The organism is Kitasatospora sp. NPDC088391, assembly GCF_044753345.1.
In the GTDB taxonomy this organism is placed as follows: Bacteria; Actinomycetota; Actinomycetes; order Streptomycetales; family Streptomycetaceae; genus Kitasatospora.
In genome coordinates, this window is the sequence record NZ_JBIVNB010000002.1 from 809,279 (window position 1) to 832,123 (window position 22,845).

The 22,845-nt window shown below is 74.2% G+C and carries 19 protein-coding genes and 1 pseudogene; 6 read left to right on the top strand and 14 right to left on the bottom strand.

Annotated elements, in window-relative coordinates:
* Positions 1-64: 64 nt before the first annotated feature.
* Positions 65-1,252 carry a thiolase family protein gene (locus tag ACIQBJ_RS08015; RefSeq protein ID WP_400705413.1) on the bottom strand — a complete coding sequence of 396 codons (1,188 nt, stop codon included), beginning with the start codon at positions 1,250-1,252 and terminating at the stop codon, positions 65-67.
* Between the two features lie 109 nt (positions 1,253-1,361).
* Positions 1,362-2,510 carry an acyl-CoA dehydrogenase family protein gene (locus ACIQBJ_RS08020; protein ID WP_400705416.1) on the bottom strand — a complete coding sequence of 383 codons (1,149 nt, stop codon included), beginning with the start codon at positions 2,508-2,510 and terminating at the stop codon, positions 1,362-1,364.
* Between the two features lie 222 nt (positions 2,511-2,732).
* Here ACIQBJ_RS08020 and ACIQBJ_RS08025 point away from each other — a divergent pair, with 222 nt between their 5' ends.
* The 3 genes from ACIQBJ_RS08025 (at position 2,733) to ACIQBJ_RS08035 (ending at position 5,040) form a co-directional block, all read left to right on the top strand.
* Positions 2,733-3,377, top strand: coding sequence for a TetR/AcrR family transcriptional regulator (locus ACIQBJ_RS08025; protein WP_400705825.1), 645 nt, complete (start codon positions 2,733-2,735; stop codon positions 3,375-3,377).
* A 110-nt stretch (positions 3,378-3,487) separates the two neighbouring features.
* Positions 3,488-4,240, top strand: a complete 753-nt coding sequence (locus tag ACIQBJ_RS08030) for a hypothetical protein (protein ID WP_400705419.1) — start codon at positions 3,488-3,490, stop codon at positions 4,238-4,240.
* A 77-nt stretch (positions 4,241-4,317) separates the two neighbouring features.
* The gene (locus ACIQBJ_RS08035) at positions 4,318-5,040 is read left to right on the top strand and encodes a hypothetical protein (RefSeq protein ID WP_400705422.1); all 723 of its coding nucleotides are present in this window, start codon (positions 4,318-4,320) and stop codon (positions 5,038-5,040) included.
* A gap of 11 nt (positions 5,041-5,051) precedes the next feature.
* Here ACIQBJ_RS08035 and ACIQBJ_RS08040 read toward each other — a convergent pair whose 3' ends face one another.
* The 7 genes from ACIQBJ_RS08040 to ACIQBJ_RS08070 form a co-directional block, all read right to left on the bottom strand.
* Positions 5,052-5,810 (bottom strand): hypothetical protein, encoded by a 759-nt coding sequence (locus ACIQBJ_RS08040; RefSeq protein ID WP_400705425.1) that lies wholly within the window; start codon positions 5,808-5,810, stop codon positions 5,052-5,054.
* A gap of 128 nt (positions 5,811-5,938) precedes the next feature.
* Entirely contained in the window at positions 5,939-7,141 is a 1,203-nt protein-coding gene (locus ACIQBJ_RS08045; protein WP_400705428.1) for an aminoglycoside phosphotransferase family protein, read from the bottom strand.
* 104 nt (positions 7,142-7,245) lie between these two features.
* Positions 7,246-8,232: an L-histidine N(alpha)-methyltransferase gene (egtD, locus tag ACIQBJ_RS08050; protein WP_400705431.1), complete on the bottom strand. Its 987-nt coding sequence runs from the start codon at positions 8,230-8,232 to the stop codon at positions 7,246-7,248.
* Entirely contained in the window at positions 8,229-9,059 is an 831-nt protein-coding gene (gene egtC / locus ACIQBJ_RS08055) for an ergothioneine biosynthesis protein EgtC (protein ID WP_400705434.1), read from the bottom strand. Before egtC ends, egtD begins: the two co-directional genes overlap by 4 nt.
* Positions 9,059-10,384: an ergothioneine biosynthesis protein EgtB gene (egtB, locus tag ACIQBJ_RS08060; protein WP_400705437.1), complete on the bottom strand. Its 1,326-nt coding sequence runs from the start codon at positions 10,382-10,384 to the stop codon at positions 9,059-9,061. The genes egtC and egtB overlap by 1 nt, the downstream gene beginning before the upstream one ends.
* Positions 10,378-11,712 carry an ergothioneine biosynthesis glutamate--cysteine ligase EgtA gene (gene egtA, locus ACIQBJ_RS08065; RefSeq protein WP_400705440.1) on the bottom strand — a complete coding sequence of 445 codons (1,335 nt, stop codon included), beginning with the start codon at positions 11,710-11,712 and terminating at the stop codon, positions 10,378-10,380. The genes egtB and egtA overlap by 7 nt, the downstream gene beginning before the upstream one ends.
* An 80-nt stretch (positions 11,713-11,792) precedes the next feature.
* Complete coding sequence (locus ACIQBJ_RS08070; RefSeq protein WP_400705443.1) at positions 11,793-12,929, bottom strand: aminotransferase class I/II-fold pyridoxal phosphate-dependent enzyme; 1,137 nt, start codon at positions 12,927-12,929, stop codon at positions 11,793-11,795.
* A gap of 486 nt (positions 12,930-13,415) precedes the next feature.
* Here ACIQBJ_RS08070 and ACIQBJ_RS08075 point away from each other — a divergent pair, with 486 nt between their 5' ends.
* Complete coding sequence (locus ACIQBJ_RS08075) at positions 13,416-13,808, top strand: hypothetical protein (RefSeq protein WP_400705446.1); 393 nt, start codon at positions 13,416-13,418, stop codon at positions 13,806-13,808.
* A 63-nt stretch (positions 13,809-13,871) separates the two neighbouring features.
* Here ACIQBJ_RS08075 and ACIQBJ_RS08080 read toward each other — a convergent pair whose 3' ends face one another.
* Positions 13,872-15,578: a methyltransferase gene (locus tag ACIQBJ_RS08080; RefSeq protein WP_400705449.1), complete on the bottom strand. Its 1,707-nt coding sequence runs from the start codon at positions 15,576-15,578 to the stop codon at positions 13,872-13,874.
* Between the two features lie 513 nt (positions 15,579-16,091).
* Here ACIQBJ_RS08080 and ACIQBJ_RS08085 point away from each other — a divergent pair.
* The gene (locus tag ACIQBJ_RS08085) at positions 16,092-16,856 is read left to right on the top strand and encodes a maleylpyruvate isomerase family mycothiol-dependent enzyme (RefSeq protein ID WP_400705452.1); all 765 of its coding nucleotides are present in this window, start codon (positions 16,092-16,094) and stop codon (positions 16,854-16,856) included.
* A 213-nt stretch (positions 16,857-17,069) separates the two neighbouring features.
* Here the strand turns inward: ACIQBJ_RS08085 and ACIQBJ_RS08090 are convergent.
* The 4 genes and pseudogenes from ACIQBJ_RS08090 to ACIQBJ_RS08105 form a co-directional block, all read right to left on the bottom strand.
* Positions 17,070-17,940 (bottom strand): annotated as a pseudogene (locus ACIQBJ_RS08090) (IS5 family transposase).
* A gap of 9 nt (positions 17,941-17,949) precedes the next feature.
* Positions 17,950-18,348, bottom strand: coding sequence for a hypothetical protein (locus tag ACIQBJ_RS08095; protein WP_400705455.1), 399 nt, complete (start codon positions 18,346-18,348; stop codon positions 17,950-17,952).
* A 393-nt stretch (positions 18,349-18,741) separates the two neighbouring features.
* Positions 18,742-19,446, bottom strand: coding sequence for a DNA glycosylase AlkZ-like family protein (locus ACIQBJ_RS08100; protein WP_400705458.1), 705 nt, complete (start codon positions 19,444-19,446; stop codon positions 18,742-18,744).
* A 12-nt stretch (positions 19,447-19,458) separates the two neighbouring features.
* Positions 19,459-19,875 (bottom strand): hypothetical protein, encoded by a 417-nt coding sequence (locus ACIQBJ_RS08105; protein ID WP_400705461.1) that lies wholly within the window; start codon positions 19,873-19,875, stop codon positions 19,459-19,461.
* 708 nt (positions 19,876-20,583) lie between these two features.
* On the opposite strand from ACIQBJ_RS08105, the gene ACIQBJ_RS08110 reads away from it, so the two are divergent.
* The gene (locus ACIQBJ_RS08110; RefSeq protein WP_400705464.1) at positions 20,584-22,746 is read left to right on the top strand and encodes a glycoside hydrolase family 6 protein; all 2,163 of its coding nucleotides are present in this window, start codon (positions 20,584-20,586) and stop codon (positions 22,744-22,746) included.
* Positions 22,747-22,845 lie beyond the last annotated feature (99 nt).

A 22,845-nucleotide genomic window follows, 5' to 3' on the forward strand; every position in this document is an offset into this window, starting at 1 on the left:
CAGTCGCTTCTACTGCTTCTGCTGTTCCTGACGGTCCGTCACGCCGACGTCCCGGGAAGGGCGTTCAGTCCCGCTCGACCAGCACGGCCGAGCCCTGCCCGACGCCCACGCACATGGTGGCCAGGCCCCGGCGGGCACCGGTGCGGCGCATCCGGTGCAGCAGGGTGGTCAGGATGCGGGCCCCCGAGCAGCCCAGCGGGTGGCCGAGCGCGATCGCCCCGCCGGAGGGGTTGACCAGCTCCGGGTCGATGCCCAACTCCCTTACCGAGGCCAGCGCCTGGGCCGCGAACGCCTCGTTGAACTCGGCGGTGGCGATGTCCTGGAGCTTCCAGCCGGACCGCTCCAGCACCCGCCGGGTCGCCGGGACCGGGCCGATGCCCATCACGTCCGGGTGCACGCCCGCCGAGGCGCCCGCCACGTACCGGCCCAGCGGCTCCAACCCCAGCTCCGCCAGGGCCCGTTCGCTGACCAGCAGCAGCGCGGCCGCGCCGTCGTTCATCGGCGAGGCATTGCCCGCGGTGACGGTGCCGCCGGCCCGGAACACCGGCTTCAGGGCGGCCAGCTTCTCCGCCGTGGTGTCGGGGCGGATCGACTCGTCGCGCTCGACCACCGTCCCGTCCGGCCTTACCACCGGCAGCAGTTCGGCGTCGAAGTGGCCCGACTCCCGGGCGGCCGCGGCCAGTCGGTGGCTGCGCAGCGCGAACGCGTCCTGGTCCGCGCGGCCGATGCCGTACCGGGCGGCGACCTCCTCGGCGGTCTCGCCCATCGACAGCACCCCGTGCAGGTCCTTCATCCGCGGGTTGGTGAGCCGCCAGCCCAGCCGGGTGTCGAAGGTCTCCATCCGGTGCGGCAGCGCCTCGTCGGGGCGCGGCAGCACGAACGGGGCGCGGCTCATCGACTCGCAGCCGCCGGCCACCACCACGTCCGCCTCGCCGGAGCCGATCGCCCGGGCGGCCGAGGTGACGGCCTCCATGCCGGACGCGCAGAGCCGGTTGACGGTGGCGCCGGGCACCGTGTCGGGCAGCCCGGCGAGCAGCGCCGCCATCCGGGCCACGTTGCGGTTGTCCTCGCCGGCCTGGTTGGCGGCGCCCCAGTACACGTCGTCGATCCGGGCCGGGTCGAGCGCGGGCACCTGGTCGAGCAGGCCGCGCAGCGCGGCCGCCGACAGGTCGTCGGGCCGGACGGCGGACAGCGCGCCGCGCAGCCGCCCGATCGGGGTGCGGCGGGCGGCGGCGATGAAGACCGGAAGCACTTCTGCGGGCTCCTGTTCTCGGTGGCCGCCGAGGGTTCCCGGCGGCTCGTTTCTCGACGGTGCCGCCGCGGCCCGGGGATGGCGGGCCGCGACGGCGCACGGCACGGCGTCAGAAGGCGTTGACCCCGGTCAGGGAACGCCCGATCAGCAGCTTGTGGATCTGGCTGGTGCCCTCGTACAGGGTCATCACCCGGGCGTCGCGCAGGTACTTGCCGACCGGGTACTCGTCGATGAAGCCGTACCCGCCGAACACCTGCAGCGCGTTGTTGGCGCAGCGCACCGCCGCCTCGGAGGCGAACAGCTTGGCCACCGAGGACTCGGTCGCGAACGGCAGGCCGCGGTCGATCAGGTCGGCGACCCGCCAGGTCAGCAGCCGGGCCGCGTCGACGTCCACCGCGATGTCGGCGAGCAGCTCCTGCACCAGCTGGTGGTGGGCGATCGGCCGCCCGAACTGCTCGCGCTCCCCGGCGTAGCGCACCGCCGCGTCCAGGCCGGCCTGCGCGATGCCGACACAGCCCGCCGCGACCGACATCCGGCCCTTGGCCAGCGCCGCCATCGCCACCGTGAAGCCCTTGCCGACCTCGCCCAGCCGCGCCGAGTCCGGCACCCGGACCCGGTCGAAGGACAGCTCGGCGGTGGCCTGCCCGCGCAGCCCGAGCTTGCCGTGGATCAGGGTGCGGCCGAAGCCGGGCGCGTCGGTGGGCACCAGGAAAGCGCTTACCCCCCGGTGCCCGGGCTCGCCGGTGCGCGCGAACACCAGCGCCACCTCGGCCCACGTCCCGTTCGTGATGAACATCTTCGCGCCGGAGATCAGCCAGTCGCCGCCGTCCCGCTCGGCCCGGGTGGTCAGGTTCGCCGCGTCCGACCCCGTCCCCGGCTCGGTCAGCGCGAAACAGGCCAGCGCCTCGCCCGAGCACAGCCGCGGCAGCCAGTGCCGCTTCTGCTCCTCCGTCCCGAACGCGTTGATCGACTTCGCGACCAGGCCCAGCGACACCGACACCACCCCGCGCACCGAGGAGTCGCCGCGCCCCAGCTCCTCCAGCACCAGGCAGTACGCCAGGTGGTCGCCGCCGCTGCCGCCGTACTCCTCCGGCACCGTCAGCCCGAGGAAGCCCAGGTCGCCGAGCTTCTTCACGACACCCAGGTCGATCGACTCGGCCCGGTCCCAGCCGGCGGCGAACGGCACGATCTCCCGGTCGGTGAACTCCGCCGCCAGCGCCCGCACCGCGGCCTGCTCCTCGGTCAGCTCCAGGTCCATCCGGCGACACCCCGACCACTCGATCCGGCCGCAGCGCCCGCGATAAACTAGCGCTGCAAGTTTTACGGTGACTGTAGCCCGCCCCGGCCCGCCGCGAAAGGGGCACCTGCGACAATGACCCGACAGCCGGTCGGCCCCACGGCCCCGGCTCCACCATCGACCCGGCCCAGCACCGGCCCCGGCACCGGCCCGGCACCGACCCCAGCACCCGAGGAGGCGGAGATCGCCCGACCGCGCACACCCCTGCTCAGCCGGGACCGCATCGTCGCCGCCGCCCTCGCCCTGGTCGACGCCGAAGGACTGCCCGCGCTCTCCACCCGCCGCCTGGCCGCCGAACTCTCCGTCAGCGGACCCTCGCTCTACAACCACTTCGCCACCAAGGACGAACTCCTCGACGCCGTCGTCGACAGTGTGATGGGCGAGGTCGACCTCACCATGTTCGACGCGCCGCAGGACTGGCGCACCGCCCTGCGCGACTGGGCCCGCTCCTACCGCGCCGCCCTCGCCGCCCACCCGCACGTCGTCCCCGTCCTCGCCCAGGGCCCCGGCCGCCGCCCGCACGCCCTGCGCCTCGCCGACGCCGTCTTCGGCTGCCTGGTCGACGCCGGCTGGCCGCGCGGCCAGGCCACCCGGATCGGCGCCCTGATGCGCTACTTCGTCACCGGCTCCGCCCTCGGCTCGTTCGCCGCCGGCTTCCCCGAGGACGCCGCCCTCTACGCCGCCGACTACCCCCACCTCGGCGAGGCCCACCGCCTCGCCGAACACCGCCGCACCATCGACGAAGGCGCCTTCGAGACCGGCCTCGAAGCCCTCCTCGACGGCCTCGACCTCCGCCACCGCCGCCTCCGCCCCGCCGACCCGGCCTGACCCCGGCGCCGTCCCCGCCCCCGTTCCCGGCGCCGTCCCCGCCCCCGTTCCCGGCACCGTCCGCGGGCCCCGGCGCGGCACTGTCCGCGCGCTCTGCTTGGATCGGCGGCATGACAGACTGGTCCCGGCTCCACCACGCCTACGGCACCGCCGAGGACGTTCCCGCCCTGCTCGCCGCCATGACGCCCGACCCGGCGGACGACACCTGGGGCGAACTGTGGTCCAGGCTCTACCACCAGGGCAGCGTCTGCACCGCCAGCTACGCCGCCCTCCCCGCCCTCACCGCCGCCGCCCGCGACTGGCCGCCCGCCGAACGCCGGATGCCGCTGTTCCTGGCCGGCTCCATCATCGGCAGCACCGCCCGCCCCGACGGCATCGCGGACCCGCACCACTCCCACGCCGCCGAGATCGCCGAACTGCACGCCCTCACCGAGGAGTCCCTGCACGACCCCGGCCTCGCCGCCGACCCCGGCAACTACGCCTCCCTCCTCGGCACCCTGCTCCACCTGGAGGGCGTCGAGGTCTGGGGCGAACAGCTCGACGCCCTCCAGGAGGAGGAGTACGAAGTGGCCTGCCCCGCCTGCGAGACCGACAACTACGTGGTCTTCGGCGAACACGGCCACTTCACCACCGCCGACGCCTTCTACATGAACCGCGACACCGCCCCGCGGCACCCGCTCCGCCCCCGCGACCCCGCCGAACTCACCGGCCTGGCACGGCGCCTGCACGCCCGCACCACCGCCGACGGCCACCCCGACCTGGCCCGCAAGCTCACCTACGTCTTCGGCGCCGCCGACTGCGCCGACTGCGGCACCCGCTTCGAGGTCGCCGAGGCCGTCGTCGACCGCTGGCGCGACTGCTGACCCGCCGTCCGCCCGATCCGGCCCGGCCGCCGGAAAATTCGGTTCGCGGCCGCCACCGCCCGTGCTGTACTGGGCCGATGGGGGAGAGCGACGGACAGCGGATGCGACTGCGACTGACCAGTCACCGGGTCGGCGACACCGGGCACCGGCTCGACCGGGTGCTCAGCAGCGGCCCCCTGCTCCGCAACACCCACCTCCACCCGCCCGACCAGCGGGTCGGGTTCCTCCGCGCACCCCGCGCCGACCTGCTGCGCCTCGGCGCACTGTTCCGGATCGCCGCGACCGGCCCGCACAGCGCCGTCCACGTCCCCGTCCCGCCGGACGCCCCGCCACTGGTCCACGGCCACGTCGAGACCCCGGCCGTGCCGCTGCTGATCGCCCGCACGGACACCGGCCTGCGCCCCTCCGACTGGCCCGCCCTGCGCCGCCGGATGCGCCGCACCGGCACCCCGCTCACCGTGACCGCGCCGGCCCCCCGCCCCGACCACTGCTCCGACGCCGTCCACCGCCTCTCCCTGCGGCACCCCGCCCGGTTCACCGAACACGCCGGAACGGTCGTCCTGACCGCCCGCCCCGAACTCCTCTTCCAACTGGGCGACCTGCTCACCCGGGCCGGCGACACCGTGGCCACCGACCGCGAGATCCACCGCCGCGGCGAGTCCTGCCTCGACGACCTGGTCGGCTTCTTCGACCCCCGGCACACCGACGACCCCATGCACGCCCTCTGCGTCGTCGCCGTCGACCCGATCTTCCACCAGGCCCGCTGGCAGCACCGGCCCGGAGCGGCCACCGCCCCCTGAGGACGACCGGGTCAGCCGTGGCAGCCCCGTGCGCACCTGGCGGGCTCCGGCAGCGACGAATCGAACAGCCAGAAGTCCGCGGCCTCCTGGGAGTCCGGAACCAGGTCGGGGCAGCCCGCCGGCCGCCGCAACAGGCAGCGGTGGCGCAGCAGTTCCCCGGCCTCCGCCGCGGTCAGCCGCCCGTCCCCGGCCCGGTGCTCCGACAACCGCTCGGAGTCCCGCACGACGTTCCACCGATCGCCGTCCGCGGTCCGGAAGTCCATCCGGTGGCTGGTGCGCCACTGCGAGTGGGAGCCCCAGCCGTGCGACAGGTCCACCGGCCGCCGACCGCGCCGACGGTGCGCCCAGTACATCGGCGAGCCGTCCGCCCAGCCCGGCTCCGCGACCCGCGCCCCGGCCCGGACCCGCACCCCCGCGCGGACGAACAGCAGCTCACCGAAGGTCAGCCCCGGCCACAGCACGTCCAGCAGCTCGATCGGCGCGTCCGGGTCCTCGGCGGGCACCAGCTCGGCGATCTCGTGCAGGAACGGGTCGAACCCGCCCGCCGCACCGACCTCGGTCATCCCCAGCCGGACGAAGAACGCGCTGCGCTCCGCCGGGGCCACCTCCATCCGGACGCCGTCCAGGACCGGCCCGTCGCCGTACGGCGGCTGGAACTCCAGGGCCAGCACGTCCGCGACCCGGCTCAGCGCGTACAGCTCGAACTCCAGCTCGTACTGCCGTTCGGCCGGGAGCGCCGTGAACGGGCGGAACGCCGCCGCCGGGGCCAACCGGGCCGAGTACGCCGTGAGTTCCCGGCCCGCTCAGGCGTCCAGCTCCCGGCGGACCTCGTCGCCCGACCCGCACGCCATCAACGCGCGGTAGCGCTCCCGGGCGGACCCGACCGACCCCGTGCCGGTCACCGCAGCCCGGCCTTGCGCAACGCCCGCCGCACCTCCGCCACCGGGTCCCCCGCGTGGTAGGGCTGCTCACTCGGCTCGATGCCGTCGAGGAACTCCTGGTAGCGCAGCCCGAAGTGGACGTGCATCAGCGGGGCGGCCAGCTCCAGGGACCGCTCCGGGTCGCTGCCCGGGGCCAGGGCCCGCCAGCCGGCGGCCCAGCGGGCACGGACCTCCGCCCAGCGCTCCGGCGACAGGTACGGGGCGGGCCGCAGGCCGTCGACGGCCGGGTGGCCCCACATCGCGTCGGAGAAGTCCAGCACCGTGCCGCGCCCGTCGCCGAAACGCCAGTTGCCGGGGTGGAAGTCACCGTGCACCATCGTCAACGGCAGCCCGCAGTCCGCGAGTTCGGCCGCCAGCGCGGGCAGCCGGCCGGCCAGGTCGAGCGCCGCCGCGTACTCGTCGGCGGCCAGCTCCGGCCGCAGCCGCTCCAGCAGCTCCGGGAAGCGCTCCGCCAGCACCGCCGGCGAACGGTCCGTCAACCCGCCCGGCCCGTCCGCGGCCAGCGCCGCCTGCACGGCCGACCAGCGGTCCAGGATCTCCAGCATGCCGTCCTCCGGCACGCCCCAGCAGTCCACGCCCGGAACCTCGGCCAGCAGCATCCGCCGCCCGTCCGACGCCAGCACCGGCGGCACCAGCCCCGGATCGGCCGCCGCCACCCGGGCGATCGCCGCCGCCTCCGCCACCGCGAACGGCGGCGTGCTCTTCAGCCAGGCCGCGCCCGACCCGGTCGGGAACCGCGACAGCGCCGACAGGTTCCAGCTGCGGACCTGCTCCACCGGGCCGCTCCGGTCCTGCCCGAGCCCCGCCAGCACCCCGTCCGCCCACGCCCACTCCGCGCGCAGGCCCTCCTCGGACGCCCACGGCAGCCGCAGCGGATGCCCGTCCCGAGGGTCCGCCCCGACCGGCTCCAGCCCACCCGCCGGGCGCTCCAGCGCCACCGCCAGGTACGTCACCGCGCCGTTCGCGCCGCCCTCCCCGCCGTCCACCGACAGCAGCCGCAGCACCGCCAGCGGCACCCCCGCCGCCGCCGAGGCCGCCCGCCCGACCTCCCCGACCTGCGCCCAGTACGGGGAGGAGGCCGTGAACGGCCCCACCGCGCCGAGGAGTTCTCCCTGCCATTCGACCAGGACGGTCGCCGTCCGCTGCTCAGTGTTCTGCACCCGGGCATTCTCCGGACGTCCCGGGGCGCACGCCAGCGAATTACGCCTGCGTACGCCCCGTGCCCGGGGCCGCCCCGAGGCCCCGGGCACGGCCGCCCCGGCCGTCAGTCCACGACGTCCTCGGCCGGCCGCGACAGCGACAGCCCGAACCGGCCCGCCGCGTCCGTCCACCAGTCCGTCAGCCGCAGGCCCGCCGCGAACAGCTCCCGCTCCACCCGCTCGCGCCGGAACTTCGCCGACACCTCGGTGTACAGCTCCTCCCCGGCCTCGAAGTGCACCGGCAGGCCCAGCTCGGCGACCTTCACCGTCTGGTCCCGCCGCGAGCGCAGCCGCATCTCGATCCACTCCTGCTCGGCGTCCCAGAGCGCCACGTGCTCGAACTGCTCCGGGTCGAAGTCCGCGTCCAGCTCCCGGTTCAGCACCGCCAGCAGGTTCCGGTTGAAGGCCGCCGTCACCCCCGCCGCGTCGTCGTACGCCGCGACCAGCACCGCCGGGTCCTTCACCAGGTCGGTCCCCAGCAACAGGGCGTCGCCGGGCAGCAGTTGGGACCGCAGCCCGGACAGGAACACCGCCCGCTCGGCCGGCAGCAGGTTCCCCAGCGTGCCGCCCAGGAACACCACCAGCCGCGGCCCGCCGCCCTCCGGCAGGCCCAGCCCCGCGGTGAAGTCGGACAGCACCGCGGACACCTCCAGCCCCGGGTACTCCTCGATCAGCGCCTTCGCCGCCGACTCCAGCGCACTCTCGCTGACGTCCACCGGCACGTACCGCTCCAAGGTCCCCGCGGCCCGCAGCGCGTCCAGCAGCAGCCGGGTCTTCTCCGAGGAGCCCGACCCCAGCTCCACCAGCGTCCGGGCCCCCGTCACCGCCGCGACCTCCGCCGCCCGGGCGGTCAGGATCTCCCGCTCCGCCCGGGTCGGGTAGTACTCGGGCAGCCGGGTGATCTCCTCGAACAGCTCCGAACCGCGGGCGTCGTAGAACCACTTCGGCGGCAGCCGTTTCGGCCGCGCCGTCAGGCCCTCGCGCACGTCCGCGCGCAGCGCCCGCGCCAGGTGGTCCTCGGGCAGCAGTCGGGTCAGCCGGTATCCGGTCATCGCGGGACGTCCTCTCGGGTGCGCGGGCCGGTCGCGGCCTGCGGGCTCTGCGGGCTGTGCGGGGTCAGCGAGCTGTGCGGGCTGTGCGGGGTCAGCGGGGTCAGCGAGCTGCCGGCCGCGTCGGCCACCAGCAGGGTGCGGTCGGGGACTTCGGACCAGCCCGGCCCGTCGTCGAAGGGTTCGGAGGCCACCAGCACCGAGCCGTCCGGGTCCCGGCGCAGGAACAGGGTGTCGCCCCACGCGGTCGCGGCGACCGAAGTGCCGTCGGTGACCAGCAGGTTGAGCCGGGCATCACCCGACTCGGCCGCGGCCAGGCAGACTTCGGCCAGCGCGTCGCCCAACTCGGCGCCGGAGCGCAGCCGGTTCAGCACCACCGCCCACAGCAGCGCCGAATCGGTCCGCGCCTCCAACTCCAGCAACTCGTCCGGCGGCAGCAGCCCGGCCAGCGGCGCGAACGCCCGCGGCCAGCCCGGCAGCACCCCGTTGTGGCTGAACAGCCAGCGCCCGGCGGCGAACGGCGCCGCCGCCTGCGCGCCCGCCGCACAACCCGCCGTCGCCGAACGCACCGCCCCCAGCACCGCCGAGGAGCGCACCACCCGGGCCAGGTCCGCCAGATCGCCGTCCGCCCAGATCGGCCCCTCGCGCCGGTAGCGGGCCGGGCGCTCGTCGCCGTCCGCGTACCAGCCCACCCCGTAGCCGTCCGCGTTGACGGTGCCGTGGCGCTGCAGCCGGGGCGCCCAGGACTGCCGCAGCAGCCCGAACGGCGGGTCCAGCAGCACCGACCGGATCGCCACCGGCCTTCCCAGATAAGCGAAGTGACGGCACATCAGAGCCGCACCTCGGCATCCCGGGCGGTGCGGAAACCGGAGAAGATCTGCCGCCGCACCGGATAGTCCCAGTTCCGGAACGTCCCCCGGCAGGCCACCGGCGCGACCGCGAACGACCCGCCCCGCAGCACCTTGTACTCCGGACCGAAGAACACCTCCGAGTACTCCTTGTACGGCCAGGCCGAGAACCCCGGGTACGGCGCGAAGTCGCTCGCCGTCCACTCCCACACGTCACCGATCAACTGCCGCGCACCGCACGGCGCCTCGCCCTCCGGATAGGCCCCCACCGGGGCCGGGCGCAGATGCCGCTGGCCCAGGTTGGCGTGCTCCGGGCCCGGCGCCCCGTCACCCCACGGGAAACGCCGCGAGCGCTCCGCCGCCGGATCGTGCCGGGCCGCCTTCTCCCACTCCGCCTCGGTCGGCAGCCGCCGCCCCGCCCACCGGGCGTACGCGTCCGCCTCGTACCAACTCACGTGCACCACCGGCTCGTCCGCCGGCACCGGCTCCACGTGCCCGAAGCGCCGGCGCAGCCACTGCCCGCCCTCCCGGAACCAGAACAGCGGCGCCGACAGGTCCGCGTCCATCCGGTGCGCCCAGCCCTCCGGCGTCCACCAGCGCCGGTCCCCGTACCCGCCGTCCGCCATGAACTGCTGGTAGGCGCCGTTGGAGACCGGCACCGTGTCCAGCCAGAACGCCGGCAGCTCGACCCGGTGCGCGGGCCGTTCGTTGTCCAGCGCCCACGGCTCGGTGTCCGTCCCCATCGTGAACGGCCCCGCCGGGACCAGCACTTCGGCCGGCAGCGGCCCCCCGACCGGCGCGGGCGGCGGCGGCGCGTCCAGCACCGCCGGACCCTTCCGCAACTGGTGCGTGATCAGCATCGTCTCGTCGTGCTGCTGCTCGTGCTGCGCGACCATCCCGAACGCGAACCCCGCCTCCAGCAGCGGCGCCCCCTCCAACGGGGAGGTCGACAGCAGGTCCAGCACCCGCCCGCGCACCTCGTGCGCGTAGGCCCGGGCCTCGGCCGGCGGCAGCAGCGGCAGCCGGGGCCGCTCGGCCCGCGGGTGCTCGAAGGCGTCGTACAGCGGATCGATCTCCGGGCGCATCGGGTCGCGGCCGCCGACGTTGCGCAGCAGCCACAGCTCCTCCTGGTTGCCGATGTGCGCCAGGTCCCACACCAGCGGCGACATCAACGGCGAGTGCTGGGCGACGAGTTCGGCGTCGTCCACGGCCTCGGTGAGGCCGGCGGTGCGCTCCCGGGCGGCGATCAGCTCGGCCGCGATCAGGTCGCGCAGCAGCGCGGGGTCGGTCCGGTCGGCGTTCAGCACGGTACGTCCTCCTGCAGGGCGGGGCCGGTGCCGGTGCGCAGGGCGGCCAGCTGGTCGTCGGCGGGGCAGCGGCCCCGCGCCGGGTAACGGGCGGCGAACTCGGCCAGGGCCGGACGGAGCGGGCTGCCGCTCCGCGACAGCGCGCCCTCGGCCGCCGCGAAACAGTCCAGCGCGGCCCGGCGCAGATCGGGGTCGGCCATGCCGAGGGCCGCCGCCCGCCGCCACAGCCCCGATCGCGGCGCCCGGCTGCCCGCGTGGCCCAGCCGCTCCACCGCCGCCGCGGCCTGCCCCGCCGCCACCGGGTCGTCCAGCAGCGCCGTCACCAGGGCCAGCGGCACCCGCCAGCCCTCGCCGGGCTGCGCGTCGATCATCCGCAGCTCCAGGTAGCCGTGCGGCCGCACCGGCGGGAACAGCGTGGTGCGGTGGTAGTCCAGGTCGGCGAGGGTCGCGGGCCGCTCGCCCCCGCCGCGCAGCCAGTCGCGGAAGGTCAGCCCCGCCGGGGCGTCCCACGGCAGCCCGTCCGGGCGGCGCACGCACAGCACCTCGGCGTCCAGCACGTACCGGGCCCACGCCTCGCGCGGATCGCCCGCCGGCGCCGGCGCCGGGGCCAGGGTCCGGGACGGGTCCATCCGGGACCACACCAGCTGCCGGGTCGACTTCCAGCCGGTCGGACGCCCCTCCAGCAGCGGGGAGTTGGCGAACGCGCCGACCAGCACCGGCCCCAGCCGGTGGACCAGGTCCCAGCGCCGGGCGAACGACTCCTCGGTCCCGGCGTCCACGCAGACCTGCACCGAGGCGGTGCCCGTCATCATGATCCGGCCCCACGGGCCGCCCCGGCCGAAGTAACGTTCCATCGCCCGGTAGCGCGGGTGGTCCGCCTGCATCCGGCGCTCGCGGTCCAGCGGATCGGTGCCGCTGCCGGTCAACCGCAGCCCCTCGGCGGCCAACGCCGCCCGCAGCACCGCCTGATCGGTGCTCAACCCCGCCGCGCACGCGGCCGGATCGGCGGCGGGCGGGGAGCTGAGCTCGACCTGCCCGCCGGGTTCACGCGTCAACCGCGAACCGGCCGGAAGCACCGGTCCGTCGGCCGAACCGGGCAGCACCGCCAACGCGGCCGCCACCCGGGCGGGGTCCACCGGAGCACCCGGACATCGGGTGTCGTGGACGAACCACTCCGCCTCCACCCCCACCAGGGCGGGCGGGCCGATCTTGAAGCAGATGGCGCCCAGCTGACGCTCGGCCGAAGCCTCGGTCAACTCCGCCGTACGGGTCACGCTCCGTGCCGACTCCGCCTCTTCGGCGGCCTGCTGCGGACGTACAGATGTCACCGGGTTTCACCATCCCTCGGTACGCGACTCGGGCCCGGTTGTTCCTGCTCAGTCTGCTCCGGGGCAAACCTCGATGCCGCTCAAGTGTTCTTCTCGCAGGTCAAGCGGGTGAGAGCGGTGCGCAGGCGGTCCATCGGCAGGGCGAAATTCAGCCGGAGGCGCCCGGAACCGGCCCGTCCGAAATCCGAACCGTCCGCCAGTTCGACCTGACGCTCCGTGATCAGCTCCGCGCGGCTCCCGAGCCCCGAACCGTCCAACCACAACAGGTACGAAGCCTCCGGGCGCGCCAGCACCGCCGACCCCAGCGCCGCCACCGCCAACTCCCGCGCCGCCACCAGATGCCCCAGCAACCCCTCCAGCCACGGCCCGCCCTCCGCCAGCGCCGCCCGCTGCGCCACCGCCCCCAGCAGACCGCCCTCCCACAGCCCGAACCCCGCCATCACCGCCGCCAGCCGCTCCCGCAGCGCCGGGTCCGGCACCAGCGCGAAACAGCTCGGCAGCCCCGACACGTTGAAGGTCTTGCCCACCGAGTTCAGCGTCACCACGTTCGCCGCCCCCTCCGTCACCGCCACCGCCACCGGATGCGGCGCCCCCGCGTCCGGGTGCCGCAGGTCCCCGTGCACCTCGTCCGACACCAGCAACCCCGGCGCCACCGCCCGGGCCAGCGCCCGGATCTCCCCGGCCGACCGCAGCAGCCCCGTCGGATTGTGCGGACTGCTCAGCAGCACCAGGCCCGGACGGCACGCCGCGATCTCCTCCAGGGGCAGCCGGAAACCGCTTTCCGCGCCGCCTGTCGGGGTGGCCGCCGGGCCGATTGCCGGGCCGATTGCCGGGTGGGTCTCCGGGGTGGCTGCCGGGTCGGCCGCCGGGGTGGTCGTGCCGTCGGCGGGCAGCAGCGGCAGTTCCCGGTACTCCACGCCCGCCGCCCGGCAGACCCGGGCGAAGCCGCCCCACTCGGGGGTGGTGAACACCGCCGGGCCCGACAGCGGGCGCACCGCCTCCAGCAGCAGCCGGACCGCCGTCCCCGGCGCCACTGGCAGCAGCATCACCCAGGCCGGGTCGACCTCCACCCCGTGCCGCCACCGGTACCACCGGGCCACCAGCGCCCGGTCGGCGGCCTCCGCCACCGGATACCCGAACGCCGGATGCCCCGCCCGGACGCGCAGCGCCGCCCCCACCGCCGGCGGCCCCGGCAGATCCATGTCCGCCACCCCCATGGCGATGCTCCCCGCCCCCGCCCGCGCCCACTTGGCGCTCCCCGTTGCCGCCCGCGAGAACCCGTCCACCACCGCGCACTCCCTCCACCGCCGACACCGCCCACGCTAGATCGGGACCTCGCTGAAGGGGAGGGCGCCACCCCGGACGGGCACGGAGCGTAGTGGCCGGCGATGCGTCGGGCGGGGTGCTCCGGCCGCCGGCCCGGCGTGCCCTCGGGGAGCGTGCGGCAGGGGATTTCCGACAACTCCACCGCCGAATCGCTGAATCGATACGGCTTGCTACCGTGCGATGCTTCCGTCAAATCTGCCTTGCATTACTAAAACATTGCTTAACAATTATCGACTTTCGGAAACGTGTGCGGAACCTCTGGACAACGTTGTCCGACGCGGCGCAGACTGAACCCACCGATCGCATCGGCGGCCGATTCGCAGCAGCCCCCGTGACTCAGCGTGCCCATCCCGCCGGACCCACCCTGCGAGGGACCAATGCCGAAGAACAGCACCGCCATCTACCTGCGCTGCTACCCGGAAGACCGGTGGGAGATGATCTCCCACCGCCGCGCCCTCGAGGACCTGGCCGACCGCAGCGGCCTCGCCCGCCCGCTCGTCTACCTCGACAACGGCACCCGCTCCACCGAACGCGGCCCCCGGCTGGAGCAGCTGCTCACCGACCTCGCCGCCGGCCTCGTCGACACCGTGCTGATCCCCGGCGCCTGGGTCTTCGCCCTCGACCCGGACACCGCCCGCACCGTCGCCGACCGCATCCGCGCCGCCGGGGCCCACCTGGTCGAGATGGCCTCACCCCGCACCCGTGGAACGGCCATTCCCGCCGTCACCACTGCCGGACCGGCCGGGCGCAGGGCCCTCCAGGCGGCCTGACTGCGACCGCCGAGAGACGGGGCGGCGAGCGGCGCGGTCCTGCGTGATGGAATTGACGGACTGTCAGCCAACCTTCCCCGCAGCGGACTTGCGCACATGCATCACATACGCGTCCAGCGGCAGCGGTGCGCGGTCCACCAGCTCCAGCCCCGCGTCGGCCAGGAGGCGCGCGTAGTGCGCGGTGGTGCGTTCGCGGCCGCCGACGTTGCACCGCATGTGCAGGTCCCAGGCGGTGGCCAGCGAGGGCGAACCGTCGTCCGGCAGGACCCGTTCGACGATCAACAGGTCGGCGTGCGGGGGCATCGCGGCCGCCAGGTGGCGCAGGATCTCCCGGCAGCGCGCGTCCTCCCAGTCGTGCAGCACCCGCGACAGGACGTACACGTCACCGCCGGTCGGCACGTCCGCGAAGTCACCGGCCCGGCACACCGCACGCGCGCCGCAGCCCGCGGTGTCGAGGAACCGCCGTGCGGCGTCGGCGACTTGGGGGCGTTCCAGCAGCACGCCGCGCAGGCCGGGGTGGGCGGTCAGCAGGCGCGCCAGCAACTCACCGGTGCCGCCCGCGAGATCGACCACGGTGCGCGGCGCGTCCGGCGTGGAGGCGGCCGCCGCGGCCCGGACCGCCGGATGGGCCGGCAGCGGATCGAACATCCGGGTGCTCGCGGCCATCGACCGGTCGAACAGCTCCGCCAACTCCGGGTCGCGCGCGAAATGGTCGAAATGGTTCTCGCCGAACATCAGGTCGAACGCCACCTGTCCGGTGCGCACCGTGTCCGACAGCCGCGCGAACGACTGGTAGAACGGCCCCGCGTACATCAGCGCCAGTGGCCGCAGCGACCCCGGGGCGTCCGCCCGCAGCAGCGCGCCCGCCGGGGAGAGCCGGAAACCGGGGCCGTCCTGGACGACCGCGCCCAGCATCGACAGGTAGCGCAGCAGCGACAGCAGGGCATCCGGGTCCGCGCCGACGACTGCCGCCAACTGCCCGGCGGTGCGCGCCGCGTGCTCGTCCATCGCCTCCGGCACCCCCAGCTCGGCGAACGCGGCCAGCGCCTGGGTGGTCCACGCGCCGGTGAGCCGGCGCAGCATCGCCTCGGCGGGCCGGTCGGCCCGGTGCCGGGCCAAGTGGTCGGCGAGCAGGTCGCGGTGGTCGCCCGGCGCGTACAGCTCGATCCGGCGGTACCCGGCCTTCGAGGTGGCCGGAGCCTCGAAGTAGAACACCGTGCCGTCCTCGTGCGGGTTGTACCCGCCGCCGTCCGGGCCCGCGCCGTGCCGCGCCAGCAGCGCGCACAGCCCGCGCAGCACCAGCGGGTCCGGCCGGTCCACCTCGAAGCCGAGATGGGCCTCGTGCTGCGCGGTCCGTTCGTGGGCGGCGAGCTCCGCCAGGTCCGAGCCCGGCGGCACGGACAGCGCGAACAGCTCGACCACCCGCCGCTCGCCGTCCAGCCCCGTCACGGTCGGCCGCAGGATGCCGACCTCCAGCCCCGCCGGGTCGCGGCGGTGCCGCAGGGCCAGCCGCTCCCGCACGACGGTGCTCGGCCGCGCGGCCTCCCGGGCCGTCAACCCGCAGTCGGCCAGCGTGCGTCGCAGGGCGTCGGCATCCGGCGGGAAGACCAGCAGCGCGGTGTGCGCGAAGCGACAGCGCTCCGTCAGGGCCCGCAGTTCGAGGCCGTCCAGGCCGGGGAGTAACGCCCGCAGCAGTGCGGCGGTGTCGTGGGTGCGGACGTGGTCGACGGCGGCCTGCAACAGGTCCGTGTCGGTGAGCGTGGCAGTCATGGTGCGGGCTGTCCTTTGGTACGTGGCCGAAACGTTTCTGGCCCCGGGCACGGCGCATCCGAGTGGGGCGGGTGCGCACGGAGGCGGGGGCGCGAGAGGGCGCGAGGAAGCGCGGGGGAGGAGCGCCGTCCGTGGGGCGGCGGCGCGGATGCCCGGTGCGGGGGCGGTGTGCGCCACCCCCCGGGCGGTCCGGGCGATCTGACGATCAGTCGGATGCGGTGATCCTAACCACCGGGAAAGGCTTGATCATTACCGGTTCACCCGATCGGGCCGATGTCAGATGATCTTCAGAGGCCGAGCCTCCGCCGGCAGCGGCTGGTTCCCGTCCTGCCGGATCACGGTCGGCGGATTGCCGTACCGCTCGCGCAGTGCGGGTAGCAGTTCGATGCTCGCCGTACCGGGAGGAGCGGCCGGGCCGAGCGGCAGGGTCGCGGACCTTCACCGCCGCCGGCCGCTGTCGCCGGTCGGTTTAATCGAGTGCGCGGGCTTCGGGCCGGGTGGTAGAAGGTCCGGGTGACTGAACAGCATCATTTCTCCACCCTGCTCCGGATGCTCGACGAGCGGTCCGCCGCCTTCCGGTCCGCCGTCGCCGCGGCTCCCAGCCTCGACGCCGATGTCCCCTCCTGCCCGGGCTGGACGCTGTACGACCTGGCGAACCACCTCAGCGAGGGCGACCGCTTCTGGGCCCACATCGTGCTGAACACCGCGCCGGGCGACGAGCGGCCGAGCAAGGACGGGCGGGCCGCGCCCAGGGAGCGCGAGGCCCTCACGGCCTGGCTGGCCGATTCGACCGAGCAGCTGATCGCCGCCCTGCGCGAGGCCGGTCCGGACCGGGGCTGCTGGGCCTGGTGGGAGCCGCTGGCCTCGTCGCACACGACGGCCACCGTCGCCCGCCGCCGCGTCCCGGAGACGCTGATCCACACCTACGACGCCCAGTTGGCCGCCGGGGCCCCGCAGGACCTGCCGACGGTCGAGGCGCTCGACGCCGTCGACGAGTTCCTCGCCACCGTCTGCACCGGCACGCACCCGTGGCCGAACGAGCCCGCCACCATCGACTACCACGTGGCCGGGGCCGGCATCTGGCGCCAGACGGTGGACGCCGCCGGCTCCCGCTACGTCCGCCTCACCGCGGCGCAGGCCGCCGAGAACAAGCCCACCACCGCCCTCCACGGCACGGCCAGTGAGATGGCCCTGCTCATGTACATGCGCATCCCGGCCGACTCGCTGCGGATCGAGGGCGACGCCGACCTGATCCAGCAACTGCAGGACTGGGACTGACCGGTCGCTTCGGAGCGAGGCCCCGGGCCCGCGTGGGCGGTTGATGCCGCGGGCGGGCCGGGGCGGACCCCCTCAATGCCCGTGTGCTGCAAGCGGATCGGGCCCGACGGACTCGCGGCACGCCACTGGCCGACCCCGGGTGAGGGCAGGTCAGGAGGTGGGTGGGACCGGCCGGTCGTTCCGGAGCGAGGCCCCTGGGCAGTTTCGTTTGGATCACCGGGCGGACCAGAGGAAGATGCCCGCGACATGGAGTCCGGCGAGGTAGATGGTCGCGGTCTTCTCGTAGCGGATAGCGATACCGCACCACTGCTTCAGGCGGTCGATGCGCTGCTCGACGGTGTTGCGCTGCTTGTGCGCCTCGCGGTCGAAGGCCGGTGGTCTGCCGTCGGCCGTTCCGCGCCGTCGGCGATTGGCCTGCTGGTCGGCCCGTTCCGGGATCGCTGCCCGGATGTCGCGTCTGCGTAGATGGTCGCGGATCGCGCGGGAGGAGTACGCCTTGTCAGCCAGGATCGGTCCGGCCTGGTGCGGGGCCGTCCCACAGGGCGGGGAACGCGCAGACGGGCCAAGACGTCCGTGAAGGCCGGTGCGTCTCCGGCCTGACCGGGGGTGAGGACGAACACCAGCGGCCGGCAGTGGCCGTCGGCCGCGAGGCGGATCTTCGTGGTCAGTCCGCCCCCGGGATCGGCCGACGGCGTGATCGCCCGGCTCTCCGGCCGGGCCCCTCTTTGCGGGCTCCGGCAGCGTGCGGGTGAGCGCGCACGATGGTGGAGTCCACGGACACGGCCCAGTTGACGTCTTCGTCCGCGTCGGCCTGGGCCACCAGGGCGGTGAATACCCGCTCCCACGTGCCGTCGGCAGCCCACATCCGCAGCCGGTTGTAGATGCCCCGCCAGTTGCCGCACTTCTCCGGCAGGTGCACCCACCGGGTACCCGTCTGGAACTTGAAGGCGAGCGCGCCGATCACCTCACGATGGTCCCGCCAGCGGCCACCCCGCTTCGGCGTCCGGTCTGGGAGCAACGGCTCAATCCGCGCCCACTGCGCATCAGCCAACGGCACACCCGGACCAACGACCGACTGTCGCAAAGAACCTGCCTAGGGATTGAGGCGCTTGCGGACCTGCTCCATCGCCGCCCGTCCTTCAGGGCTCTCGTATGCCCGCATGAGCGCCTCATGGCTCGGATTGACGAGGGCCGCGATGCTGTCCCGCACCTCAAGGATCCAATTGGGCTGGGCGGAAGCGGCCCAGGAACCACGCTCCGTGAGACGACCGCTGGCGGACACCTCGTACAGGCGGACCTGGACGACGGGGTCCGATTCGCCGATGACCGAAAGAACCCAATCGCCGGGCGAAAGATCAACGCGGGCGCCGAAGTTGGCGTACAAGCCGTCGAAGGCTCGCCTGCCGCTCTCCGATGGGTCGACCGACGACAGCAGCATGAGCCAGTTGTCCCGTGCTGGCCTGCCGAGCCCAGTGGGCATGTTGACCATCATGGATCGAACGGTAGCAGCGACGCTTTCGCGGAGCCATCTTTCATCATGAACTGCCTTGCACAGTATGCTACTTCGGGCGAATGAGGTCGCGTTCCGGCCACTCGGTCCGGCTCAGCCGCGCCGGCCGACAGCAGCGTCCAACGGCACCCGCACCGTGTCCTGGCCTTGCCCCGACCTGGCGCTGGGCAGTTTCGTTCGGATCACTGGGTGGACCAGAGGAAGATGCGGGCGCACCCGGTCCAACGACCGACTGATCCAAACGGCAGGCCCTGGTCTGTGCGGGCGGTTGATGTCGCAGGCAGGACGAGGTGAATCTCCTCAACGCCCTTGCGCTGCAAGCAGATCGGGCCTGACGGGCTTGCGGCGCACCGCGGACCGACCCCGGGGGGCGGGTCAGGAGGCGAGACGGCGTTCCAGGGGGCGGAAGCGTCGGGTGACCCGGGTGTCGGCGAGGAGGGAGGTGGCCTCGGCGGTGACGACCTCCCGGACCTGGCTGCCGGGGTCGGTGAGGAGGTCGAAGACGACCTCGCCGTCCGGTTGTTGGGCCCAGCTGCCGATCACCCGGCTGTTCCACCGGACGGTCGGGCCGAGGTTGCCGGTCCGGTCGACCAGGTGGGTGCGGTGTTCGGGGGAGAGGCGCCAGTCCCGGTGCTTCCATCCCCTCGCGGTGGGGTTGAGGGCCGGGAGCAGCGCCGCCCACGGGGTGGGGTCGGCCAGCGGTTCTAGGGCGTCGGCTAGAGCGAACCCGCTGGAACCGTCGGCGAGTTCGACCTCGGCGGCGGTGCACGCGGCGAAGGCGGCCCGGACCTTGCGCACGCCCCAGCCGGTCCACCGTGCCAGGTCCTCCTCGGTCGCCGGGCCGTACGCCGCCAACCGGTGCCGGGTCGACTCCGTCTGGGCGCCGTTGCGTTCGGCGGCCGAGGGGGTGGCGGGCACGGACGGTCCGAGGACCCAGCGGTGCCGGCGGCCGGTCCAACTCCCCACCGGTCGACGGAGAACCATGCTCCCCTCGATGCCTAGTACGTGCAGCAGGCGTATGCCGACCGGCTGGGTGGCCCGGTAGGAGGTGCTGGCGCCGTAGTCGATTTCTTCACGCAACTCGGGTGTCAGTTAGCTTGGTTGACTGCCAGTCGAGCCGTCCTTACTGCCCGGGGAAGCGGGGCTGGAGACGGAGTCGGCGGCGGAGTCGGCGGCGGGGGCGGCGGCGGGGGCGGCGGCGGGGGCGGCCGCAGACCTGACCAGGGCGGACCGTGCGGCGGTCTCAACCCGGCCGCTCGCGGCGAAGTCCTTGAGCCTGCGGGCGCGTTCGCGGGCAGCGGGCTTCGCGGTGGTTGAGGGATGGACGACCGGGGCCGGTTCGGCGGGGACCGCGGACAGGGTGCTGCGCATCCCGTGGCGGCGCAGCACAGTGCCGTCCCGGTGGAAGGCGCGTTCGGTGTCGGCGATGCCGGGGGGCGGCCAGTCGGGCCGCGACCGCCAGGAAGACCGTCGCGGGTCGATGGCGTGCACGGCCGCCAGCGCCTCCACGGCCTGTTCGGCGTGCCGGGCCCCGGTGCCGGGGGCAGGCGGTGTCGCGCCGCGAGCCGGGCACGGTGCTGGCCGTCGTCGGACCTCGCGGGGACGGGCATCCGTCCCCCTCGGGTCGGGGCACCGCCTGCCGCGTCACGGGTTCCCGCCAGCGGATCGGTGCGCACCCGGGCCACGGCTCCCCGCCGTCGGACTCGCGCGGACCCGCAGGCACCGCCGCAACTCCCCGCCGCCGGACCCGCGCGCATCCGCAGGCGCCGCCACGGCCCGCCGGACGTGAAAGTTTCGGACGTCCGGGCAGCTCTGCGGGGAGCGCCAGGGACGGCGCCGTGGGGGCGGTGGGGGCGGATGTCCGGGCCGCCCCCGGCCCGAACGCCCCCTCGGGCGGGTGGAGTCGGGCCGGGGGCCCGGTGTCGCGCCGCAGGTGCGCGGGGCGTGCCCAGCGGGCCGAGCGGGAGCGCTCCCACGGTTTCTGTCGAACTTCTTGACGGGAGTGCGAGGTCATGGCTTCATATCGGTTGTCCCCGAGCAGAGTTCAGCTCAGCCCGGGCCAAGTATGGGAGCGCTCCCATCAATTGGGAGCGTCTTCCACGAGTCCGTCCCCCACCCGAAAGGACTCCCGTTACTGTGTCGGCCAACCTGACGCGCCGTCTTCGGACGGCGGCCGCGGCCGTGGTGCTGAGTGCCGCGACCGTGATTCCCCTTGCCATGACGACCACCACCGCCCACGCGGCGACCCGGGTCGACAACCCGTTCGTCGGCGCCGGTGTCTACGTGAACCCCGAGTGGTCCGCGAAGGCCGCCGCCGAGCCGGGCGGCTCGGCCGTTTCCAACCAGCCCACCGCCGTCTGGCTCGACCGCATCGCGGCCATCGCCGGCGGCAACGGTGTGATGGGTCTGCGCGACCACCTGAACGCCGCGGTGAAGCAGGCCGCGGGCAAGCCGTACGTGTTCCAGGTCGTCATCTACGACCTGCCGGGCCGCGACTGCGCCGCCCTGGCCTCGAACGGCGAGCTCGGCCCCACCGACCTGCCGCGCTACAAGAGCGAGTTCATCGACCCGATCGCCGCGATCCTGGCCGACCCGGCCTACGCGAACCTGCGGATCGTCACCACGGTCGAGATCGACTCGCTGCCGAACCTGGTGACCAACGCGGGCGGCACCGCCACCGCGACCGCCAACTGCGACACCATGAAGGCCAACGGCAACTACGTCAACGGCGTGGGCTACGCGCTGGCCAAGCTGGGCGCGATTTCGAACGTCTACAACTACGTGGACGCGGGCCACCACGGCTGGCTGGGCTGGGACTCCAACCTGCAGCCGGCCATCGACATGGTGAAGCAGGCCGCCACGGCCTCCGGTTCCACCGTGAACAACGTCGCGGGCTTCATCGTCAACACCGCCAACTACTCGGCGCTGCACGAGCCCAACTTCACCGTCGACGACACGGTGAACGGCACCTCGGTCCGGCAGTCCAAGTGGGTCGACTGGAACCGCTACGTCGACGAGGCGTCCTACGCCAAGGCGTGGCGCGCCAAGGCGGTCGCGTCCGGGTTCCCGTCGAACATCGGGATGCTGATCGACACCTCCCGCAACGGCTGGGGCGGCGCGAACCGTCCGGCCGGTCCGGGCCCGAAGACCACCGTCGACGCGTACATCGACGGCGGCCGGATCGACCGCCGCTTCCAGACCGGCAACTGGTGCAACCAGTCCGGCGCTGGCCTCGGCGAGCGTCCGAAGGCGGCCCCCGAGGACGGCATCGCCGCGTACGTGTGGGTGAAGCCCCCGGGTGAGTCGGACGGCGCGAGCTCGGCCATCGCCAACGACGAGGGCAAGGGCTTCGACCGGATGTGCGACCCCACGTACACCGGCAACGCGCGGAACAACAACAACATGTCGGGCGCCCTGGCGAACGCCCCGCTGGCGGGCCACTGGTTCTCGGCCCAGTTCCAGGAGCTGCTGAAGAACGCCTACCCGGCGCTCGGCACCGGCACCGCGGACACCACCGCCCCGACCGCCCCGACCGGCCTGACGGCGACCGCCACCGCCAGCAGCGTCGCGCTGAGCTGGACCGCGTCGACCGACAACGTCGGCGTGTCCGGTTACGACGTCTACCGCGGCGGCACCCTGATCGGGTCCACCAACAACACCTCGTTCACCGACACCGGTCTGAGCGCCGCCACCGCGTACTCGTACACGGTCAAGGCGAAGGACGCGGCGGGCAACGTCTCGGCGGCCTCGGCGGCGCTGAGCGTCACCACCTCCTCCGGCTCCACCCCCGACACCACCGCGCCCACCGCCCCGACCGGCCTGGCGGCGACCACCACCGCCAGCAGCGTCGCGCTGACCTGGAACGCCTCCACCGACAACGTCGGCGTCACCGGCTACGACGTGTACCGCGGCAGCACGCTGATCGGCTCCACCTCGGGCCGCTCCTACACCGACAGCGGCCTGCAGGCCTCGACCGCGTACAGCTACACGGTCAAGGCGCGCGACGCGGCGGGCAACGTCTCGGCGGCCTCGGCCGCGCTGGTCGCCACCACCCAGGCCGGCACCGGCACCGGCGGCGCGGGCTGCACCGCCACCTACAAGGTCAGCAGCGACTGGGGCGCCGGCTTCAACGCCGACGTCACCGTGACCGCCGGCAACACGGCGATCAAGTCCTGGAAGGTCACCTGGACCTTCGCGGGCAACCAGCAGGTCACCAACCTGTGGAACGGCACCGTGAGCCAGTCCGGCCAGGCCGTGACCGTCACCAACGCCGGCTACAACGGCTCGGTGGCCGCCAACGGCTCCACCGGCTTCGGCTTCGGCGGCAGCTACTCCGGCAGCAACGCGGTCCCGACCCTGACCTGCACCGCGACCAGCTGACGAGGAAGAAACGCGACGGGTCCGGCCGGACCCGTCGGCAGGACCCGCCCGGCCGCCGGCTGACGACGGTGGCCGGGCACCCGGAGGCGCCGCCCACGT